Raw genomic sequence first — 18,220 nt, forward strand, 5'->3', positions numbered from 1 at the left:
ATCGAGCCAAAATTAAACACCTTCCGGACAATCCCATTGTAGTGGGACCACTGTCCGGAACCTTCGGGGCGCTTCACCTACAGACCGGAGATCCCGTCTCTCTCGTCCGTGCCACCCGATGCGCGGCCCGCGCCCTGATGTCCTCAGGCCAACGAAAAGAGGCCGTACAGCTCGTGCTCAAAGTCGTCCAGCGGCTTGAGCCCGACCTGGCCGATGCGCCCGACGAACTACTCTCCCTCATCGGCATGATGCTGCTCGCCGCTGAGATCGCAGCAGCCCGAGACGGAGACGCGGACACCTCCCTCACCATGCACGAGCGGGCAACGGAACTCGCGCTCAAGCTCGGAAGCGACTACGACCACCCGCAGACCGCATTCGGTCTGCCGAACGTCAAGGTCCATCGTCTTTCGGCACTTGTTCGGCTTGGGAACGGCTCAACTGCGATCATCTATGCCCAGCAGATCAGTGACGAAGAGCTCAACCGGCTGCCCAGAGAACGCAAAGCCAACTACCTGCTCGATCTCGCTGAGGCACATCGCCAATGCGGCCAACCCACACAGGCCGTCGAAGCCCTTGTACTCGCGGACCGGACTTCACCACAGGAGGTCCGCCGCCGTCCTCTGTCCCGAGAACTCATCACCTCTTTGCTGTCTACCGAGGAGACAGGCCAGTCGAGGAGTTTGCGCCAGGTCGCCGCACACGCTGGACTTTCCATGTGAACGACACGCACCGTCCCGTGCTTTACCTCATCGTCTGCGCCGCCGGCCCCGCCTCTCACGTCGCCGACATGGTCCGCCACGCCCAAGAACGCGACTGGACCGTCTGCGTGATCGCCACCCCCTCAGCGACCGGCTTCATCGACACCACCGAGCTGCGAACGCTCACCGGCCAACCTGTGCGTAGCAACTACCGCGAACCCGGCGAGAACAGACGACTCCCCAAAGCGGACGCCGTCATCGTCGCGCCCGCCACCTACAACACGATCAACAAATGGGCACACGGCACCGCCGACAACTACGCCCTCAGCACCTTGGCCGAACTCGTCCCTCTCGGAGTCCCGACCGCGGTTCTGCCCTTTGTCAACACAGCCTTGGCCGCGAATCCCGTCTTCGCCCAGAGCATCGCCTATCTACGCAGCACAGGCGTCCAAGTGCTCTACGGTCCAGGCCAGGTCGAATCCCACCCACCAGGCACCGGCGGCGACCGGTTGGCCACGTTCCCTTGGCACCTCGCCCTCGACACTGTTGCCGGGTGATTGCGACAGGACCCACGTGCGTGAGGCTTTCCCCTACAGGATCAAGGGGGACCGCCGCTATCGCGGCGGTCCCCAAGAGCCTGCTGATCAAGCGTGCAACACAGTGGCCCCCTCACAGCAGACCCTTCACCACCCACCGTCTCCCGCAGGCGACTACACCCGTGGTCGACTGTGCCGCCGTGGGTACGCGGCAGGCCCACCTATGCCCCCTCTGTCACAAAGTCCCAAGTCAACAGGGCATAGGTGCGCCGACTGCGCACCATCACCCGCGCCCCGTCACCGACGATCGACACGACCCCGAGCCGGCAGAACGCCGAATGGCTCAACGAATACAAAGCCGCCCTCGCCACCGCTTCCACCCACTCGTGAACCGCGAGCAGAGGTTCCTGGCGATGGGGCTTGAGACGGACAAGGACCGCTGCTCAGCGATGCTCGTTGACGAGGAGACCGCTCTCCATCTGGCGCGTCTCGGGCCCTTCCCGTCGGCTCGTCTCGCGTGCCCGCCGTACGTCCCGCTCTTATCGGGTGTTCTGGTGGCGTAGGCCGGAGATGAGGAGGTCGACCAGGCGGCGGGCGTCGTAGCGGGTGTCGTTTTCGGCGCCGATGCAGAGGTTTCCGACGCCGCGCATGAGTTCGTAGGCGGCGATGTCGGTGCGGATCTCGCCGGATGCGGCCGCGGCGTCGAGGAGGCGGGCGCAGACGGGCACCAGGCGGTCGAGGAAGTAGGCGTGCAGGGTCTCGAAGCCGGCGTTGTCGGACTGCAGCACGGCGGCCAGGCCGTGTTTGGTGACCAGGAAGTCGACGAAGAGGTCGATCCAGCGGGCCAGGGCGGCGTGCGGGGTCTCGGCGGTCTCCAGCAGGGCGGGGCCGGCTTCGGCGCAGGCTTCGACCTGGTGCCGGTAGACGGCGATGATGAGGTCCGCCCGGGTCGGGAAGTGGCGGTAGATCGTGGCGGTCCCGACGTTGGCCTTGGCCGCGATGTCGCGTATCGGGGCTTCCACGCCCGACGCGACGAAGACCGCGGCGGCGGCGTCGAGCAGTGCCTCCTTGTTGCGCCGGGCGTCCGCCCGCCGGGGGCGGGCCGCGCGCTCCGCGGCCTGGCCGTCTTCGTTCATCGCGTGTTCCTCCACTGCCGGGATTGCTAAACGGGACAATGTCCCATATCGTCGAAACGGGACGACGTCCCGTTTGTCCATGATGGCAGGCGGGCGCCCCACGACCAAACACGCACGACGGAAGGCGTTTCCATGCCTACATCAACCATGGCGAGCACCGAGGCGAACACGCGCGTACCCGCGCCGGTGGTCTCCGTGCGGCCGGTCGTCCTGCCCGCCCCGGGCCGCGGCGAGGACCTCCAGGTCCGCGTGTCCGCGCCCGTGACCGGGCACGACCTGCCCCTCGTCGTCTTCTCGCACGGCTATGGCTGGTCGATGGACGGCTACGCCCCGCTGGCGGACTTCTGGGCCGCCCAGGGCTTCGTGGTGGCGCAGCCCACCCATCTCGACTCGCGGACGCTCGGCCTCCCCGCCGACGACCCCCGCACCCCGCTGATCTGGCGCCACCGGGTCGAGGACCTGAAGCGCGTCCTCGACCGGCTCGACCTGCTGGAGGCCGCCGTGCCGGGCCTCGGCGGCCGCCTCGACCGCGACCGCGTCGCCGTGGCCGGGCACTCCTGGGGAGCGCAGACGGCGAGCACGCTGCTGGGCGCGCGCGTCCTCGACTCCGCCGGCGTGCCGGGAGAGGACATGTCCGACCCGCGGGTCAAGGCGGGTGTCCTGCTCGCCCTGCCGGGCCGGGGCGGAGACGACCTGTCCCCGTTCGCCGCCGAGCACTTCCCCTTCATGAGCCCGTCCTTCGACGGCATGGCCGCGCCGGCTCTCATCGTCGCCGGGGACCAGGACCGGTCGGCGCTGTCCGTCCGGGGACCGGACTGGTTCACCGACGCCTATTTCCTGAGCCCCGGCGACAAGGACCTGCTGACGCTGTTCGGGGCGGAGCACGCGCTCGGCGGCGTCCCGGGGTACGGCGTCGCGGAAACGACCGACGAGAGCCCCGAACGGGTCGCCCTGGTGCAGCGCCTCACCTCGGCCTTCCTCCGCAGCGCCCTCCACCCCGAGGACCCCGCCTGGCCGACGGCGTGCTCCGAGCTGAAGGAGGACCCTCACCCGCTGGGACAGGTGCAGACCAGGTGAGCGAACCTCCTCGGCGGTCCCTTCGTCATCGTGCGCCTCCCTCGACGCGCTCGAAGTCCCTACGGCGGAGCAGGGCGAGGAGGAGGGCCGCCGCGACCAGGATCCCGCTGACCCAGACGGGGCCCGGTCCGGCCGCGCCGGTGGTCAGGGCGGCGGCGGCGAGCACGGGGCCGACGGCGGCGCCGACGTTGAGGGCCGCGGTGGCGTAGGAGCCCGCCATGGTCGGGGCGTCCGCGGCCTCGTACAGGGCACGGGCGATCAGCGTGCCGCCGAGGGCGAAGGACAGGGCGCCCTGGGTGAAGGCGAGGAGCAGCAGGGCGGGCGGCTGGGACGCGGTGAGGGCGAAGGCTGCCCAGCCGCCGAGGAGCAGCGGGCCGCCGACCGCGATGACGGTGCCGGGGCGGTGGTCGGCGAGGCGGCCGGCGATGGTCGTGCCGGTGAAGGCGCCCAGGCCGAACAGCACCAGCACGACCGGGATCCACAACGGCCCCAGGTCGGCGACGTCGGTGACGATCGGCGCGAGGAAGGTGAAGGTGCCGAACGTCGCGGCGTTGACCAGCGCGCCCAGGAGCAGGATCAGGGCCAGGCGGGGGCGCCGCAGCAGGCCGAGTTCCCGACGCAGATCCGGAACCGGTGCCCCGACCGTCCGTCGCACGACATCGGGGACGGCCCCCACCAACCCGGGAGCAGCGTCGGAAACGGCCCCCGCCACCTCGGACGTGGTATCGGAAACGACCCCCTCCACGCCGGGAGCTGTATCAGAGACGGCCCCCACCACGCCGGGAGCGGCGTCGGAGACGGCTCGCGCCGCCTCGGACGTGGTGCCGGAAACGGCCCCCACCACGCCGGGAGCGGTGTCGGGGACGGCCCCCGCCACGTCGAGTGTGGTGGGGGGAAGGGCTCGTGCCACGCCGAGGGCGGAGAGCAGGCACAGAGCGGCCACCGCCCAGAACGTGGCGCGCCAGTCGAGCAGGGTTCCGAGGAGTGCGCCTCCGGGGACGCCGGTGATGATGGCGAGCGTGGTCCCCGCCAGCAGGACGGACAGGGCACGGCCCTTGCGGTCGGCGGGGACCAGGTCCGCGGCCGTGGTGAGCGCGACCGCCAGGAATCCGGCGTTGGCGACCGCCGCGACGACGCGGGTGGTGAGCAGGACCGTGAAATCGCCGGTGACGGCGCCGAGGGCGTGTGCCGCCACGAACAGGCCGAGGAAGCCCAGCAGGCTGGACCGCCGTGGCCACCGGCGTGCGAGCCCCGCCATGAGCGGGGCGCCGACGACCATGCCGACGGCGAAGGCGGAGGTGAGCAGCCCCGCCGTCGCGATCGGAACGCCGAGGTCGACGGCGATGTCCGGGAGCAGCCCGGCGAGCATGAACTCCGAGGTTCCCATGGCGAAGACCGCCACGGCGAGCAGGTGAAGAGTCAGAGGCATCGAGTGGCTCCGAAGTGAAGAGGTCGAAGAAGACGTCTCGTCACCGCGGTCAGCGGCCCGACCGCTCCCGCGCACAGCCGCCATCGGCGAGCCGCCGTTACCGACGGACCGCCGTCATCGACAGGCCGCCGTCATCGGCGAGCCGCCGTTATCGGCAGACCGCCGTCATTGACGGGCCACCGTTACCAACGGACCGCCGTCATCGGCGAGTCGCCGTCGTACGGCGGGCGGGAGTGTTCTGGTGGTTCAGGGGGCTGACGGGTGACCGAAAGCCCCCACCCTGGATGCTTCTGGGCTCGACATGGTGGGCACCATACCCCGCCGGGCCCCACCGCGCACTGCGGTTTCCGGCCGGTCGCGGCACTGCGGTTTCCGGCCGGTCGTGTGGGCGGCGGGGTGTTCGGGGTCAGTACGGGTGGCGGTCGGGTTTTCGCTCCCAGGCGCGGTAGGCCGCGGCGCCCAGCTCGGGGTGGTGTTGTTCGAGGAGGATGCCGCGTTCGGCCGGGGGTTTCTTGAAGTCCTCGTACTGGAAGGCGTCGCCGAAGCCGATCTCTTCGGCGGCCTCCGGGCCGCAGCTGTAGTGGACGGCGCCGATGCGCGCCCAGTAGATGGCGCTCATGCACATGGGGCAGGGGACGCCGCTGGTGTAGATGGCGCAGCCCTTGAGCATGCGGGCCCGTTCGGGGAGGGGGTCGGGGGAGCCCTCGGGACGCGGGGTGAGGGCCAGCGTCGACTCGTCGAGGTGCTCTTCGGGGATGGAGGGGGCGCGGGGATTGAGGACCTGGACGGCTTTGCGGATCGCCTCCAGCTCGGCGTGGGCGGTGGGGTCGCCGGTGAGCAGGACGCGGTTCTGGCCGCGGGCGATGATCCGGTCGTCGTGGACGATCACCGCGCCGAACGGGCCGCCCCAGCCCTTCTCCACGGACTCGACGGCGAGGCTCACCGCTTCGGCCAGGTGTTCTCCGTGTCCCATGGCGCCTCCCTCGCGTTCTCTCCCCTGGTGGATGTCGTTCCCCGTATGCCGGTGAAGGCTCCCAGGAGCGGTGAAGGTCACAGGGAACACGGCGGCCCCGGCCGTCACCTGGACGACGGCCGGGGCCGGTGCACGACGTGGAGCGGGTCGCCTCCGAAAGGCGCCGCCGTTTCGTGGCGGGTCAGCGGACGGGTTCGATGACCTCCCGGCCCAGGTACTTCTGGAGGGCCCGGGGGACGCGGACGGAGCCGTCGGCCTGCTGGTGGTTCTCCAAGATGGCGACGATCCAGCGGGTGGTGGCGAGGGTGCCGTTGAGGGTGGCCACGGGCTGGGGCTTGCCGTCGGCGTCGCGGTGGCGGATGGACAGGCGGCGGGCCTGGAAGGTGGTGCAGTTGGAGGTGCTGGTCAGCTCGCGGTAGGCGTTCTGGGTGGGGACCCAGGCCTCGCAGTCGTACTTGCGGGCGGCGCTGGTGCCCAGGTCTCCGGCGGCGACGTCGATGACGCGGTAGGGGAGCTCCATCTTGTCGAGCATCTCGCGTTCCCAGGCCAGGAGGCGGAGGTGCTCGGCGTGGGCGTCGGCGGGGTCGACGTAGCTGAACATCTCGACCTTGTCGAACTGGTGGACGCGGATGATCCCGCGGGTGTCCTTGCCGTAGGAGCCCGCCTCGCGGCGGAAGCAGCTCGACCAGCCCGCGTAGCGCCTGGGGAGGTCGGTGACGATCTCGTTCATGTGGTAGCCGGCGAGCGCCACCTCGGAGGTGCCCACGAGGTAGAGGTCGTCGGCGGGGAGGTGGTAGACCTCGGCGGAGTGGTTGCCGAGGAAGCCGGTGCCCTCCATCGTCTCGGGCTTGACCAGCACCGGGACGTACATGGGGGTGAAACCCGCCGCGACCGCCTGCTCCATCGCCAGGTTGAGCAGGGCCAGCTGCAGCTGCATGCCCACGCCGGTGAGGTAGTAGAAGCGCGAGCCGGAGACCTTGGCGCCGCGCTCCATGTCGATGGCGCCGAGCTTCTCGCCGAGCTCCAGGTGGTCGCGGGGCTCGAAGTCGAAGACCGGGATCGTGCCCGCCTCCTCCAGGACCACGTAGTCGTCCTCGCCGCCGGCGGGGGCGCCCTCCTCCACCAGGTTGGGGACGGTGCGCAGGGCGGCGTCGAGCTCGGTGGCGAGGGTGTCGGCCTCGGCCTCGGCCTCCTTGACCTGCTGGGCCATCTCCTTGGCCTTGGCCAGCAGCGCCTGCTTCTCCTCGCCCTGGGCGCGGGAGACCAGCTTGCCGGAGCTCTTCTGCTCCGCGCGCAGCTGCTCGAACCTGGTCAGCGCGGCTCGGCGCCGCTCGTCCAGGTCGAGCAGGACGTCGACGACGGCCACGTCCTCGCCCCGGGCGCGCTGGGAGGCGCGCAGCCGGTCGGGATCTTCTCGAAGCGCTCGCAGGTCAATCACAGAACCGAGGTTATCGTTCCCGGCGGCCGCGCCGCCGCCCGATATCCACAGGAGCCGCGTGCCCGACGGCACGCCGCCCGCGACCGAACGCGCGCCGACGCGCACTGAACGATCCGCAGGAGCCCCATGCCGCCCGCGGCTGAGCACACGCGCCGAACGAGCCGCGGAGATAAGGAAAGGCCGCCTCCCGCGCCGGAGACGGCCTTCCTCGTTCTCTCACTATGACGACCGCTTGGGCCGTTTTGTTGTGAAGTGTCCGGTCAGCGAACGTTCACGAACCAGGTCCTGCTGCTGTCGCCCAGGTGGGTGGCGCTGCCGTGGTAGACGACCTTCCAGCGGCCGTCGCGCTTGGCGGTGAAGCGCTTGCTGAACCTGCCCTTGCGGTCCACCCAGGCCCAGCCCTGCAGCTTCCACTTCTTGGAGCCGCTGACGCGCTGGTAGACGGCGACCTTGACGCCGCCGAAGTTCGCCCAGGAGCCGTCCACCTTGCGCTCGAGCTCGCCGTGGACGCGGAGCTTGCCCTTGTAGCGCACGCTCTTGGCGGAGGAGGCCGAGACGCTGGTGCGGTAGCGGGCGTCGACCTTGGCCGAGCGCTCGGTCTGCAGCCAGCCGTCGGCGACCAGGTTGGGCTTGAGGACGACCTTCCAGGTGCCGCTCTGGCCGGCGGTCGGCGTGAAGCGGAACTGGCCCTTCTTGTCGCTGGTCGTCGAGGAGACATAGGACCAGGTGCTGCCGTCACCGGTGAACAGCAGATCCAGGCCCGCCCCCGTGAGCCTCTCGTCGCCCGCGACGGCGATGCGGTTGGTGCGTCCCGTGATGGTCACCGGCTTGTTCTGCTCGACCGGACGCGGCGAGGCGGAGAACTTGTCGATGAACGTGCGGTACTGCAGCGCGTAGTAGGCGGTGGCCGCGGCGGACTCGTCGTAGGAGTCCGAGCCGAGGTACTCGGCGGTGAACGTGCCGCTCTTGGGCACGCGGAACTCCGCGATGTACAGGCCGTCGGAGTTGGTCCTGACGATCTTCCGCTTGCCCGCCACGTTGATCAGGACGTCACGCCCGCTCAGGGCGCTCCCGCTGGAGCGGGTCAGCTTGCCGCTGACGGTGACCTCGTCGCCGATGTAGGCGGGGGCGTGGTCGGTGCGGATGGTGATCTTGGTCGCCACCGCGGCGTGGGCGGGGGAGGCGTAGGCGAGGGTGCCGGCGACCATGACCAGGCCGGTGGCTACGCCGGTGATTCTCCGCAAGGGGTCCTCCGGGAGGTAGAGGTACGAGTGCCCGTTGGCCGGACACATCAGCAGATGGCGCGTGATCATCGTTTATACCAGGATTCTCAAAATTTCCTAGAATCCCGTGCAACCTTTTCCCGCGCTCATGTGTCGTCCCGAGGAGCCGAAGCGTGCGTTTCGGCACGTCAAATAAGACTCAGGACACAACCGAAGAGTTGGCCCCAAGCCGGAAATTTCTCAGGATTACTGACGCGTCCAGGTGAATCGGGCGGGTCGCCGCGCCAGGAACGCCGCGATCCCCTCGGCGGCGTCCTCGCCCTCCACCGAGCCGCGCATCCAGCCGTCCACCCGCTCCTCGGTCAGGGAGCCGTCGGCGATGCCGCCGACGATGTCCTTGGCCGCCTCCAGGCTGAACTGCGAGCGCGACAGCAGGGTCCGCACGAACTCCGCCACCCGGGCGCCGACGTCCTCGGCGGTCTCCTCGAGGAAGCCGATGCGCAGGGCGTGCTCGGCCGTGACGAGGTCGGCGGAGTAGAGCAGGTACTTGGCGGAAGCCGGGCCGACCAGGCCCACGAGCCGCTCGATCGCGGTCGGCGGGTAGACGATGCCGATCTTCGCCGGGGTGATCGCGAACCGCGCCCCGTGCTCGGCGAACCGCACGTCGCAGGCGGCGGCGAGCTGGCAGCCGCCGCCGACGCAGAACCCGCGGATCGCGGCGACCGTCGGCCGGGGGAAGGCGGCCAGCGCCTTCTCCGCCCGGGACGACAGATTGGCGTCACCGCTGCGGTTGATGTCGGTGAGCTCGGAGATGTCGGCGCCCGCGCAGAAGTCGGCTCCGGCGCCGGTCAGCACCAGGACGCGCACGGCGGGGTCCTTGGCCAGGGGCTCCAGCAGCTCCGGCAGCTCCCGCCACATCCGGGCGGTCATGGCGTTCCGCTTGGCGGGATTGTCGATCGTCACCGTCGCGACACCATCGCGAACCGCGCATTCCAGGCCCATGAGCGAGAGCGTACCTGTGAGTAACCTGCCCGGTGGCGGTCAGCCCCGGATTCGCGCCAGCCAGTCGGCCGCGGCGGCGAAGTCGGCGTCGTCGGTGCCCCGCCGCACCTGCGGGCGCGTCCCGGCGGCGGCCGGGTAGCTGCCGACGAAGCGCACGTCGGCGCAGACCCGCCGCAGCCCCATCAGCGCCTCCCCCACCCGGGCGTCGGCGACGTGGCCCTCGAAGTCCATCCAGAACAGGTACGAGCCCAGGCCCGCGCCGGTCGGCCGGGACTGGATGAGGGTCAGGTTGATCCCCCGCACGAAGAACTCCTGGAGGATCTCCAGCAGGGCTCCGGCGTGGTCGTCGCGGATGTAGGCGACGGCCGTCGTCTTGTCCCGGCCGGTGGGGGCCGGCGGCGAGCACGGGCGCGCGAGCTCCACGAACCGCGTGACGGCGCCCTCGACGTCGTGGACGGAGGAGGCCAGCACCGACAACCCGAACCGTGCCGCGGCGAAGGAGCCGGCCAGCGCCGCGTCGTACAGCCCGTCCGCGACGTGCTGGGCCGCCTCGGCGTTGGACGTCGAGGCCCGCCACTCGGCGTCCGGCACGTTGGCGGCCAGCCAGCGGCGGCACTGCGGCTGCGCGTGCGGGTGGGAGGCGACGGTCTTGATGTCCCTCAGGGACGTGCCGGGCCGCACCAGGAGCGCGAACTCCACCGGAAGGTGGATCTCGCCGATGATCTGCAGCTGCTCCCCGGTGGACAGCTCGTCCAGGGTGGTGGGCACCGAGCCCTCGACGGAGTTCTCCAGGGCGACGACCGCCCGGTCGACAGCACCGCCGCGCAGGGCGTCGAGCGCGGCCGGGACCGTGGCGAAGGGCAGCCTCTCGGCCCGCTCCGCTCCGGGAAGCGTCAGCAGCGCGGCTTCGGTGAACGTCCCCTCGGGACCCAGGTAGGCGTAACGGTCCGGCATGAAACAGAAGGGTAACCGAGGGAAGCGGCTGCTCAGCTGTGAACGGGGTGCCCGAAGTCCGGAAGCGGATCGTCCAGGTCCACGATCGGGCCCTTGCCCAGGCGGGCGGCGCGCAGCGCGCGCTCCTCCTCGGGCGAGAGCAGCGTGACGCCCTGGCCGTCCTGGACGACCTTGGCGTAGGTGCGGGTCTCGGTACGGCCGTTGATCGAGGTCAGGATGATGCCGTCGCCCACGGAGTTGAGCAGGGCCAGGGAGAACGACAGCCGCCCCGACATCTCCTCCAGCGCGTCGTACTGGACGATCGCCAGATCGCGGTACGCCTGCTTGTCGACGCCGGTGGCGACCTGCATCTGCTTGCGCAGGATGCCGGCGCACTCCTCGACGACCTGTCCCATCCGCCTGTGCGCGACCAGCGCCATGGCGAGCCCCGCGAGTCCGGCGAGGGCCCCGATGACGGCCACGGTGATGAGCATCACGAGGTGAACATACCCATCGATGCGTCGGTACGCGCCTCATCTTCGTGTTCTGCCGGTGTTTCCCGCCACATTTCGCTCACCAACCAGCTTCCCAAGACGAACAACAGAGCGACCGCGCCCAGCCCGTAAGAGCTCTGCATGATCCTACCGAGGGCCTGTTCCCAGAGCGGCTTGGCCGACTGGATATGGCTTGTTCCCCACCAGGGAATGGTGAGCACATAGAAAAGCCACACTCCGGCCGCGGCCGAACACCTTCTCAGGTTCCTGCCGTCCCCCGCCAGGGCCCCCACGACCGGCACGAGCCAGGCCAGGTGGTGGATCCACGAGACCGGGGAGACGATCACCGCGAGCAGGCCCGTCACGGCGATCCCCGCCTGCTCGGCCGACCAGGAGTCCGCGGGCGACAACCGGCCGGAGGCGCCCAGCAGGGACAGCCTCCTGGCGTACCGGAAACCCGTCCACGCCAGCACCGCCACGGCCGCCGCCCACACCGCCGTGGTGACCGGGTCCGGCCAGTACATGCGCAGCAGGACGGCGCGCACCGCCTGGTTGGCGGTGACGTAGTTGGAGCCGACCCGGTCCCCCTCCAGCAGCGCGCCCAGCCAGAAGTCCCGGGACTCCCACGGCAGCAGGGAGGCGGTGAAGAGCGTGGCGGCCGCCGCGGTGAACAGCGCGTTGACCGCGGCCTCCCGGCGCCGGGTGATCAGGAGGTAGACGAGGAAGACGCCCGGCGTCAGCTTGACCGCCAGGGCCAGGCCCACCAGGAGCCCGCGCGGCCAGCGGGCGCGGGGCGCGGCGCAGTCCACGACGCACAGCGCCACGAGGAACAGGTCGACCTGCCCGAACCGGATCTGGTCGCGCATCGGCATCGGGCACAGCATCAGCGCCACCAGCACGCCCAGCGCCAGCGGCGACCAGGCGCCGGTCCGCCGCAGCAGGGGACGGAAGCCGTACCGGACCGCCAGAGCCAGCGCCCCGTAGATCAGCAGGACCATGACGACCTGCGCGACCGGCCACGACATCCAGGCCAGCGGGACGGCCAGCAGCGCCGCGAACGGGGGGTAGGTGAAGGGCAGCAGCTGCGGCGGCTCGGTCACGAAGCCGTAGATCGGCTCCCCGTGCACGAGCGCGATGGCCGCCGTACGGTAGACGTCGAGGTCCACCAGCCTCTGGTCGGCCGGATTGGTGAGCCAGTTCACCGCCATGGGGACCAGCACGAGGGCGGCGGCCGCCAGCCCCGCCACTGCGGCGAGCACACGTCTTCCAGGTCCGACCATGGGACCATCCTGGCCTAATCCGACCACTAACCTGGGGGCGACCGTCTTGTAGAGCAGCCGTTGGAGGTCTCGTGGCCCGCAGGTGGCCCGCCGCCCGGGCATTGATCACCGCGCTGGTCGCGGCGGTCATGACCCTCTGCGCCCAGCCCGCACAGGCCGAGCCGGCCTCCCGCGTCGTGGTCGTCGGCGTGCCCGGCCTGCAGTGGAGCGACCTCTCCGCGGAGGGCACCCCCGCCCTGTGGCGGCTCACCGGCGACGGCGCGGCCGCCGCGCTGTCGGTCCGGACCACCACCACCCGCACCTGCCCCGTCGACGGCTGGCTGACGGTCTCGGCGGGCCAGCGGGCGCGGCTGGCCAACGGAAGCTGCGCGCTCCCCCCGCCCCCCGCCACCGCCGAGGGCGGCGCGACCGTCCCCGGCTGGGGCGAGATCGTCACCGACAACGCGGGGACCGCCTACGGGGCGAAGGCGGGCCTGCTCGGCGACGCCGTGCGCCGGGCGGGCGGCTGCACCCAGGCGGTCGGCCCCGGCGGCGCCTTCGCCGCGGCGGACGGACAGGGCCGGGTGGACCGCTACGCCGCCGACGAGAACGCCGTCACCGACTGGGCGGCCTGCGCGCTGACCGTCGTCGACGTCGACGACGTCTCCCGCGCCTACGTCAAGGCCGGTGTCGACTCCTCCGGCGCCCAGGCCCAGGTCAGCGCCGAGGACCGCGCCCGCGCCGTGACCGCCGACGACGCCCGGATCGCCCGGGTCGTCGGCGCCCTGCCCGCCGGCACGACCGTGCTGATCGCCGGGCTCGCCGACACCACCCCGACCCCGCACCTGCACGTCGCCCTGGGCGCGGGCGGCTTCGAGCGCGGCTACCTCACCAGCGCCGCCACCCGCAGGGACGGCCTGGTCACCCTGACCGACCTCACCGCGACCGTCCTGGCCGAGCTGGGGATCGAGCGCCCGTCCGGCGCGGTCGGCTCGGCCTGGCGGTCGGCCCCCTCCGCCGACCCGGCCGCGGCCAAGGTCGAGGCGCTGCACGACCAGGACCTCGCGGCGCAGGCCGTCCGCAAGCTGAGCAGCGGGTTCTTCATCGTGCTGTTCAGCGTGCAGCTGCTGCTCTACGGCTACGCCGCGCTCGCGCTGCGCCGCAGCGGCGCCCGCGACCGCGACCGCAGGCGCATCCTCGGCTGGACCAGGATCGGCGCGCTGGCGGGCGCGGCGACCCCGGCCGCCGCCTACCTGGCGGGGATGCTGCCCTGGTGGCGTGCCTCCTCCCCGGGCACGATGCTCGTCGTCTGCGTGGCGGGCCTGGCCGCGCTGATCACGGCGCTGGCGCTGGCGGGCCCCTGGCGGCGCTCGATCACCGGGCCCGGCCTGGTGATCGCCGGGCTGACCGCGCTCGTCCTCGGGCTGGACGTGATCAGCGGCTCCAGCCTGCAGATCAACACGTTCATGGGCTACACCGCGCTGGTGGCGGGCCGGTTCTACGGTTTCGGGAACATGGCCTTCGCGCTCTTCGCCACCGCCTCGATCCTGACGGCCGCCTGGCTGGCGGAGCCGCTGCTGCGGGCAGGACGGCGCAAGGCCGCGCTGGCGGTCGTGGTGGCCATCGGCCTGGTCGCGGTGGTCGTCGACGGCCTGCCCGGCTGGGGCAGCGACTTCGGCGGGGTCGTCGCGATCCTGGTGGGGACGGGCACGCTCGCCCTCCTGCTCAGCGGCAGGCGGATCTCGGTGGTGCGCCTGGGCCTGCTGGGCCTGCTGGGCGCCGTGGTCGTGCTCGGCATGTCGTACGCCGACTCGCGCCGCGCCGAGCCGACCCACCTGGGCCAGTTCTGGCGGCAGCTGGCGGCGGGCGAGGGCTGGAGCGTCGTCACCCGCAAGTTCGGCGCGATGCTGGGCAGCCTGGGCCACCTGGAGTACACCCTGGCGGTGATCGGCGGGCTGCTCTTCCTGTTCCTGGTGCTGGCGCGCCCCTCGGCGTGGCGGACCCCGATCCTGGCCTCGGCCTACCGGCGCACCCCGACGCTGCGGCCCGCGCTGCTGGCGGTGCTGACGGTCGCGCTGATCGGCATGCTGATGAACGACTCCGGCGTGGTGATCCCCGCGCTGGTCTTCACGCTGGCGATCCCGCTGGTGCTGGCGGCGTGCGTCAGAGCGCTGGAGCTGGACGCGGCCGACGCAGGCAGCACCACACCAGAAGAGCCAGCACCGACGCCAGCACGAACGGCATGACGGTGGCGCGCACGCCCGTCACCAGCCAGTGCAGCCCGTCGGGGAGTCCGGCGAGCCGGGGGTCCCGGGCGGGCAGGTAGGCCAGGCTCAGCGCGACGGTCCGCGCCAGCATGCACCAGTCGAACCGCGACCACGGCAGGAAGGCCAGCAGCGCCCAGCCGAGCCCGTCGTACCAGGGCAGCGCGTAGGAGGCGGCGAACAGCCAGGCCAGCACCAGCCCCGCCGAGACCGTCAGCACGGGATCGGTCTCGGGCAGCGCCCGGACCAGCAGCCACAGCAGCAGCACCAGCAGGACCAGCGAACCCGCCGCGACGAACGAGCGCGGCAGGTCCAGGCCCAGGACGCCGCCGCCCCGGCCGGCCAGCAGGCGCCAGGGATTGGCCAGCGAGATGGAATCGGCGGCCTCCCGCACCCGGTCCAGCGCGTGCGGCCCGGCCAGCCGGTAGCCGACGGCCACGACCAGGCCCGCGCCGGCCAGCAGCGCGGCCAGCTCGGCGAACCGGCGCCGGGTGAGCAGCCGCCAGGCCGGGCCGCCGCCGACGACGCCGGCGGGGAACTTGGTGGCGACGGCCATGCCGACCGCGGCTCCCGTGCCGAACGCCCGCCACACGCCGCCCGACCCGGCGGTGAAGAGGGCGAGCGCGGCGACCGCCGCGGTGATCCCCAGCACGTCGTTGTGCGCGCCGGCGACGAGGTGGTAGAGCAGCAGGGGGTTCAGCGTCCACAGCAGCGCGGCCCGCACCCGGGCCCGGGGGTCGCGGGTGCGCAGGTGCAGGATCAGGCCGGCCAGCACGAAGGCCAGGCCGTTGACCAGGGAGAGCCCCAGCACGGTCAGCCGCGGCGAGTCGCCTCCGGCCAGCGCCGCCAGCGCCTGGACGCCCGTCACCAGCGGCCCGTAGATGGACGGCGTGTCCCGCCACTCCTGGACGGCGCGGCCGTACGGGTCGTCCCCGAGGTCGGTCGCCGTCGTGGTGTACGGGTCGAGCCCCGAGACCGCCATGTGGCCGTACGCCGCGTAGTTCAGGTGGTCGCTGGAGCCGACCGGGGGGGTCACCGAGAACAGGACGGCCAGCCCGACGCCGGCGCCGAGCAGGAGTCCGGGGCGGGGGGACCAGCCGCGCGCCGCCGCGCGGAAGCACAGGGCCAGGCCGAGCCCGGCCAGCAGGACGCCCGCCACCAGCAGCGCCAGCACCGGCTCGGGCGGTGGATTCACGTGAAACGACCACGGCGGGCCGGAGCCGTCCAGCGCGGGCTGCACCAGGGACGGGCCGAGCAGGGAGAGGGTGAGGAAGGCGGCGAGGCTCAGCCCCAGGCAGGCCAGGCCCGGTATCCCCCGGGACGGGGTGGAAGTGGCGCCTCCGCCGGGACGCGGGTCCGCGGACGACCCGTCGAGAGCGGGAGAGGCCTGGTCAGAGGCCACGGGCGCGGAACCGGCCGAGCCGGTCGCGTACCGCCGGGTCGCGGGTGGCCAGCGCCCTGGCCACGTCCCGGAACTGCCTGGCGCGGTGCAGCTGGGCCCGCAGGTCGGTGCCGGTGGCGCGGTGCGACAGCGGCACCTCGACCTCCTTCAGCCGGAACCCCTGGCGCAGCAGGTCGATGGTGAGCGCCGTCTCCACGCCGAACCCGGCGGCGAGCGGCCGCGCCGCCTCGAACGCGGCGCGGGTCAGGCAGCGCTGCCCGTTCAGCGGCTGGGTGGCGCTCCAGCCGGTGGCGCGCAGGATGCCGTCGCGCGCCAGGCGGACGACGATCCCATGGCCGCCGAGCTTCACCCGCGAGACGAAGACGGCGATCGTCATGTCGGCCTCGCCGGCCCGGACGGGCTCGATCAGCGGGGCGGCCTCCTGGGCCGTCTCCCCGAGATCGGCGTCGAGGAAGAGCAGGTGGCGGGCGGGCACCCCGTCGTGGGCGTCCAGCAGGCGCACCGCCTCGGCGCCGGTCTCCATGGCCGCGGCCTTGCCCCGGTTGCGGGCGTGCCGCACGACCCTGGCCCCCGCCCGCTCGGCGAGCTCGGCGGTGGCGTCGGACGATCCGTCGTCCACCACCAGCACCAGGTCGGCTCCGGGCAGCTTGAGCGCGGCCTGGACGGTCGCGGGGATCCGCTGGGCCTCATCCTTGGCGGGGATGACCACCGCGGTGCCGATGGTGTCGGCCGGGGTGTTGTCGGGCATGCCTGCGATGGTAGTGGCCCTCAGGTGGCGTCGAGTGCCGGAACCGCGTCGTGCACGGTGAAGACGGTGTCGAGACCGGTGACCTGCAGGATCCTGCGGACGGCCGGACGCGGCGCGGCGAGTTCGAAGGTGCCGCCCCGCTCCTTGGCGCGTTTCATGCCGGACAGCAGCACGTTCATGCCTGTCGAATCACAGAACTCCACTCCCGAGAGGTCGACGACCACCCGGCCGAAGTCCTGCTCGGTGAGCGCGGCGGCCAGTGCCTGCTGCAGTCTGGGTGCGGTGTACAGGTCCAGCTCACCGACAGCGGTGATCGCGATGTGACCTGCTTGTGATGCAGTCGAGACCTGAAGCTCCATGACCGGCACACTATCCGCCAAGTCGGCCGGGGGCCAGAGAACGCCTACCCAGGCCCGGCGATTCATCTGTTCTGCCGGTAATCATCATGTCCCGTCAAGGTAATGACACCGTCTGACCTGGTGATTACTGCCCCATGAACCGGCGATTTTGGCAAGCTGAACGGGTGAGGATTTCGCCTGAGCGGCAACGTTCCCGGATACGTGAGCGCCTGGAGACGATCCACGCCCGATCGGAGAAATCCACGCCCTGGCGCGGCACCGTCAGGTTCCTGCTGCGGCTGGTCAACCGCGACGGGATCGTACCGGTGCGGGCGCGGCTCACCCGGGAGGACCTCCTCTTCCTCGCCGAGGCGCGGGAGGACGTCGCCGCCCTGTCGGAGATGGCGCTGCGCGTGTTGTGCCTGCACCGGCCGCGCCAGGGCGGCGGCCTCACCAGCGACCCGGACGCCCCGCTCCGGCGCTGCCACACCTGCATGGTCAGCTGGCCGTGCGCGACGTACCGGGCGCTCAGCGAGTCCCTGCGAAGCTGAATCCGGTCCCTGCGAAGTCCGGCTCCGGCGGCCGGTGAGAGGTCTCATGCCGGGTGTCCCGGCGAAGGGGCTCACGGGCTGGAGGGCGTCACACGGGGCGGAAGATCATGTTCGCCGCACTCCGGACGGGGCGGAAGGCTTGGAGGCCCGGAGTGCTACCGACGGGGGCACGACAGCACCCCGAGCTAAGGATGACCTTAGCGTGTCACTTGACGCAGATTTTGCATTGGGGCCCCTCTTTCACCGTTCGCGTACCCGACCGGTGCGTGCAGGTGGGCCCAGACGGTGTTGCCCTGGTCGTCGCGGCGTACGCCCCAGGACTGGGAGAGGATCTCGACGATGCCCAGCCCCCGCCCTCCGAGCGAGGAGAGCGCCGGCTGGCCCTTGCGCGGTTCGGTGATCGCGCCCCCGTCGGTCACCGCCAGCTCGACGGTGTCGCCGACCTTGATCCACGAGACCTTGACCTCGCCTTCGCCGCCCGGCAGCGGGCGGGCGTGCCGCAGCGCGTTGCTGAGCAGCTCGCTCAGGATCACCGCGGCGTCGTCCGCCACGTCGTCGGCGACTCCCCACGAGATCAGATCGCGGTTGAGACTCCGGCGGGCCGTCGAGACGCTGGCCGGTGCGTGCGGAAGGTAACAGGTGCTCATCGTCTTCACCTCCTCCGCATCTCGCGCAACTCCTGCGTCTTCTGTACGACCGAAATGCCCAGTTGGTGACAC

17 protein-coding genes and 1 pseudogene are annotated in these 18,220 nt (G+C 71.5%); 5 read left to right on the forward strand and 13 right to left on the reverse strand.

Annotated elements, in window-relative coordinates; all coding sequences use genetic code 11:
• Positions 1 to 719: pseudogene (locus ABD140_RS33535) on the forward strand (hypothetical protein); the annotation flags it as partial.
• Complete coding sequence (locus ABD140_RS33540; protein WP_344245808.1) at positions 716 to 1,255, forward strand: flavoprotein; 540 nt, start codon at positions 716 to 718, stop codon at positions 1,253 to 1,255. The pseudogene ABD140_RS33535 and the gene ABD140_RS33540, both read left to right, overlap by 4 nt.
• A gap of 518 nt (positions 1,256 to 1,773) precedes the next feature.
• On the opposite strand, the gene ABD140_RS33545 is transcribed toward ABD140_RS33540, so the two are convergent.
• Positions 1,774 to 2,370: a TetR/AcrR family transcriptional regulator gene (locus tag ABD140_RS33545; protein WP_344245810.1), complete on the reverse strand. Its 597-nt coding sequence runs from the start codon at positions 2,368 to 2,370 to the stop codon at positions 1,774 to 1,776.
• Between the two features lie 132 nt (positions 2,371 to 2,502).
• On the opposite strand from ABD140_RS33545, the gene ABD140_RS33550 reads away from it, so the two are divergent.
• Positions 2,503 to 3,447: an alpha/beta hydrolase family protein gene (locus ABD140_RS33550; RefSeq protein WP_344245812.1), complete on the forward strand. Its 945-nt coding sequence runs from the start codon at positions 2,503 to 2,505 to the stop codon at positions 3,445 to 3,447.
• A 25-nt stretch (positions 3,448 to 3,472) separates the two neighbouring features.
• Here ABD140_RS33550 and ABD140_RS33555 read toward each other — a convergent pair whose 3' ends face one another.
• The 8 genes from ABD140_RS33555 to ABD140_RS33590 form a co-directional block, all read right to left on the reverse strand.
• Positions 3,473 to 4,876: an MFS transporter gene (locus ABD140_RS33555; protein WP_344245814.1), complete on the reverse strand. Its 1,404-nt coding sequence runs from the start codon at positions 4,874 to 4,876 to the stop codon at positions 3,473 to 3,475.
• 406 nt (positions 4,877 to 5,282) lie between these two features.
• Complete coding sequence (locus ABD140_RS33560; RefSeq protein WP_344245816.1) at positions 5,283 to 5,849, reverse strand: nucleoside deaminase; 567 nt, start codon at positions 5,847 to 5,849, stop codon at positions 5,283 to 5,285.
• Between the two features lie 181 nt (positions 5,850 to 6,030).
• On the reverse strand, positions 6,031 to 7,287 hold the full coding sequence (serS, locus tag ABD140_RS33565) for a serine--tRNA ligase (RefSeq protein WP_344245818.1): 1,257 nt from the start codon (positions 7,285 to 7,287) through the stop codon (positions 6,031 to 6,033).
• Between the two features lie 260 nt (positions 7,288 to 7,547).
• Positions 7,548 to 8,600, reverse strand: coding sequence for a hypothetical protein (locus tag ABD140_RS33570; protein ID WP_344245820.1), 1,053 nt, complete (start codon positions 8,598 to 8,600; stop codon positions 7,548 to 7,550).
• 156 nt (positions 8,601 to 8,756) lie between these two features.
• Positions 8,757 to 9,512: an enoyl-CoA hydratase/isomerase family protein gene (locus ABD140_RS33575; protein ID WP_344245822.1), complete on the reverse strand. Its 756-nt coding sequence runs from the start codon at positions 9,510 to 9,512 to the stop codon at positions 8,757 to 8,759.
• Between the two features lie 39 nt (positions 9,513 to 9,551).
• Positions 9,552 to 10,466: a prephenate dehydratase gene (gene pheA, locus ABD140_RS33580; protein WP_344245824.1), complete on the reverse strand. Its 915-nt coding sequence runs from the start codon at positions 10,464 to 10,466 to the stop codon at positions 9,552 to 9,554.
• Positions 10,467 to 10,498: 32 nt separating this feature from the next.
• Positions 10,499 to 10,939 (reverse strand): DUF4446 family protein, encoded by a 441-nt coding sequence (locus tag ABD140_RS33585; RefSeq protein ID WP_344245903.1) that lies wholly within the window; start codon positions 10,937 to 10,939, stop codon positions 10,499 to 10,501.
• On the reverse strand, positions 10,939 to 12,219 hold the full coding sequence (locus tag ABD140_RS33590; protein WP_344245826.1) for a glycosyltransferase 87 family protein: 1,281 nt from the start codon (positions 12,217 to 12,219) through the stop codon (positions 10,939 to 10,941). The genes ABD140_RS33585 and ABD140_RS33590 overlap by 1 nt, the downstream gene beginning before the upstream one ends.
• Before the next feature lie 71 nt (positions 12,220 to 12,290).
• On the opposite strand from ABD140_RS33590, the gene ABD140_RS33595 reads away from it, so the two are divergent.
• Positions 12,291 to 14,444 (forward strand): hypothetical protein, encoded by a 2,154-nt coding sequence (locus ABD140_RS33595; protein WP_344245828.1) that lies wholly within the window; start codon positions 12,291 to 12,293, stop codon positions 14,442 to 14,444.
• Here ABD140_RS33595 and mptB read toward each other — a convergent pair.
• From mptB to ABD140_RS33610, 3 genes are read right to left on the reverse strand one after another with little or no spacing between them, the layout of a single operon-like run.
• Positions 14,362 to 15,864, reverse strand: a complete 1,503-nt coding sequence (mptB, locus tag ABD140_RS33600; protein WP_344245830.1) for a polyprenol phosphomannose-dependent alpha 1,6 mannosyltransferase MptB — start codon at positions 15,862 to 15,864, stop codon at positions 14,362 to 14,364. The genes ABD140_RS33595 and mptB overlap by 83 nt on opposite strands.
• Positions 15,854 to 16,612, reverse strand: coding sequence for a glycosyltransferase family 2 protein (locus ABD140_RS33605; RefSeq protein ID WP_344245832.1), 759 nt, complete (start codon positions 16,610 to 16,612; stop codon positions 15,854 to 15,856). Before ABD140_RS33605 ends, mptB begins: the two co-directional genes overlap by 11 nt.
• Positions 16,613 to 16,632: 20 nt before the next feature.
• Positions 16,633 to 16,971: an STAS domain-containing protein gene (locus ABD140_RS33610; RefSeq protein WP_344245834.1), complete on the reverse strand. Its 339-nt coding sequence runs from the start codon at positions 16,969 to 16,971 to the stop codon at positions 16,633 to 16,635.
• 164 nt (positions 16,972 to 17,135) lie between these two features.
• Here ABD140_RS33610 and ABD140_RS33615 point away from each other — a divergent pair, with 164 nt between their 5' ends.
• Positions 17,136 to 17,501, forward strand: a complete 366-nt coding sequence (locus tag ABD140_RS33615) for a hypothetical protein (RefSeq protein WP_344245836.1) — start codon at positions 17,136 to 17,138, stop codon at positions 17,499 to 17,501.
• 197 nt (positions 17,502 to 17,698) lie between these two features.
• On the opposite strand, the gene ABD140_RS33620 is transcribed toward ABD140_RS33615, so the two are convergent.
• On the reverse strand, positions 17,699 to 18,148 hold the full coding sequence (locus tag ABD140_RS33620; protein WP_344245838.1) for an ATP-binding protein: 450 nt from the start codon (positions 18,146 to 18,148) through the stop codon (positions 17,699 to 17,701).
• Positions 18,149 to 18,220 lie beyond the last annotated feature (72 nt).

The organism is Actinocorallia libanotica, from assembly GCF_039525175.1.
In the GTDB taxonomy this organism is placed as follows: domain Bacteria; phylum Actinomycetota; class Actinomycetes; order Streptosporangiales; family Streptosporangiaceae; genus Actinocorallia; species Actinocorallia libanotica.

Bases quoted from the DNA above. Each gene is read 5' to 3' on its own strand.
- ABD140_RS33585 (WP_344245903.1), bottom strand. From the start codon at position 10,939: ATGCTCATCACCGTGGCCGTCATCGGGGCCCTCGCCGGACTCGCGGGG.
- ABD140_RS33605 (WP_344245832.1), bottom strand. From the start codon at position 16,612: ATGCCCGACAACACCCCGGCCGACACCATCGGCACCGCGGTGGTCATC.
- ABD140_RS33575 (WP_344245822.1), bottom strand. From the start codon at position 9,512: ATGGGCCTGGAATGCGCGGTTCGCGATGGTGTCGCGACGGTGACGATC.
- ABD140_RS33620 (WP_344245838.1), bottom strand. From the start codon at position 18,148: ATGAGCACCTGTTACCTTCCGCACGCACCGGCCAGCGTCTCGACGGCC.
- ABD140_RS33550 (WP_344245812.1), top strand. From the start codon at position 2,503: ATGCCTACATCAACCATGGCGAGCACCGAGGCGAACACGCGCGTACCC.
- ABD140_RS33590 (WP_344245826.1), bottom strand. From the start codon at position 12,219: ATGGTCGGACCTGGAAGACGTGTGCTCGCCGCAGTGGCGGGGCTGGCG.
- ABD140_RS33560 (WP_344245816.1), bottom strand. From the start codon at position 5,849: ATGGGACACGGAGAACACCTGGCCGAAGCGGTGAGCCTCGCCGTCGAG.
- ABD140_RS33555 (WP_344245814.1), bottom strand. From the start codon at position 4,876: ATGCCTCTGACTCTTCACCTGCTCGCCGTGGCGGTCTTCGCCATGGGA.
- ABD140_RS33545 (WP_344245810.1), bottom strand. From the start codon at position 2,370: ATGAACGAAGACGGCCAGGCCGCGGAGCGCGCGGCCCGCCCCCGGCGG.
- pheA (WP_344245824.1), bottom strand. From the start codon at position 10,466: ATGCCGGACCGTTACGCCTACCTGGGTCCCGAGGGGACGTTCACCGAA.
- ABD140_RS33570 (WP_344245820.1), bottom strand. From the start codon at position 8,600: ATGATCACGCGCCATCTGCTGATGTGTCCGGCCAACGGGCACTCGTAC.
- ABD140_RS33610 (WP_344245834.1), bottom strand. From the start codon at position 16,971: ATGGAGCTTCAGGTCTCGACTGCATCACAAGCAGGTCACATCGCGATC.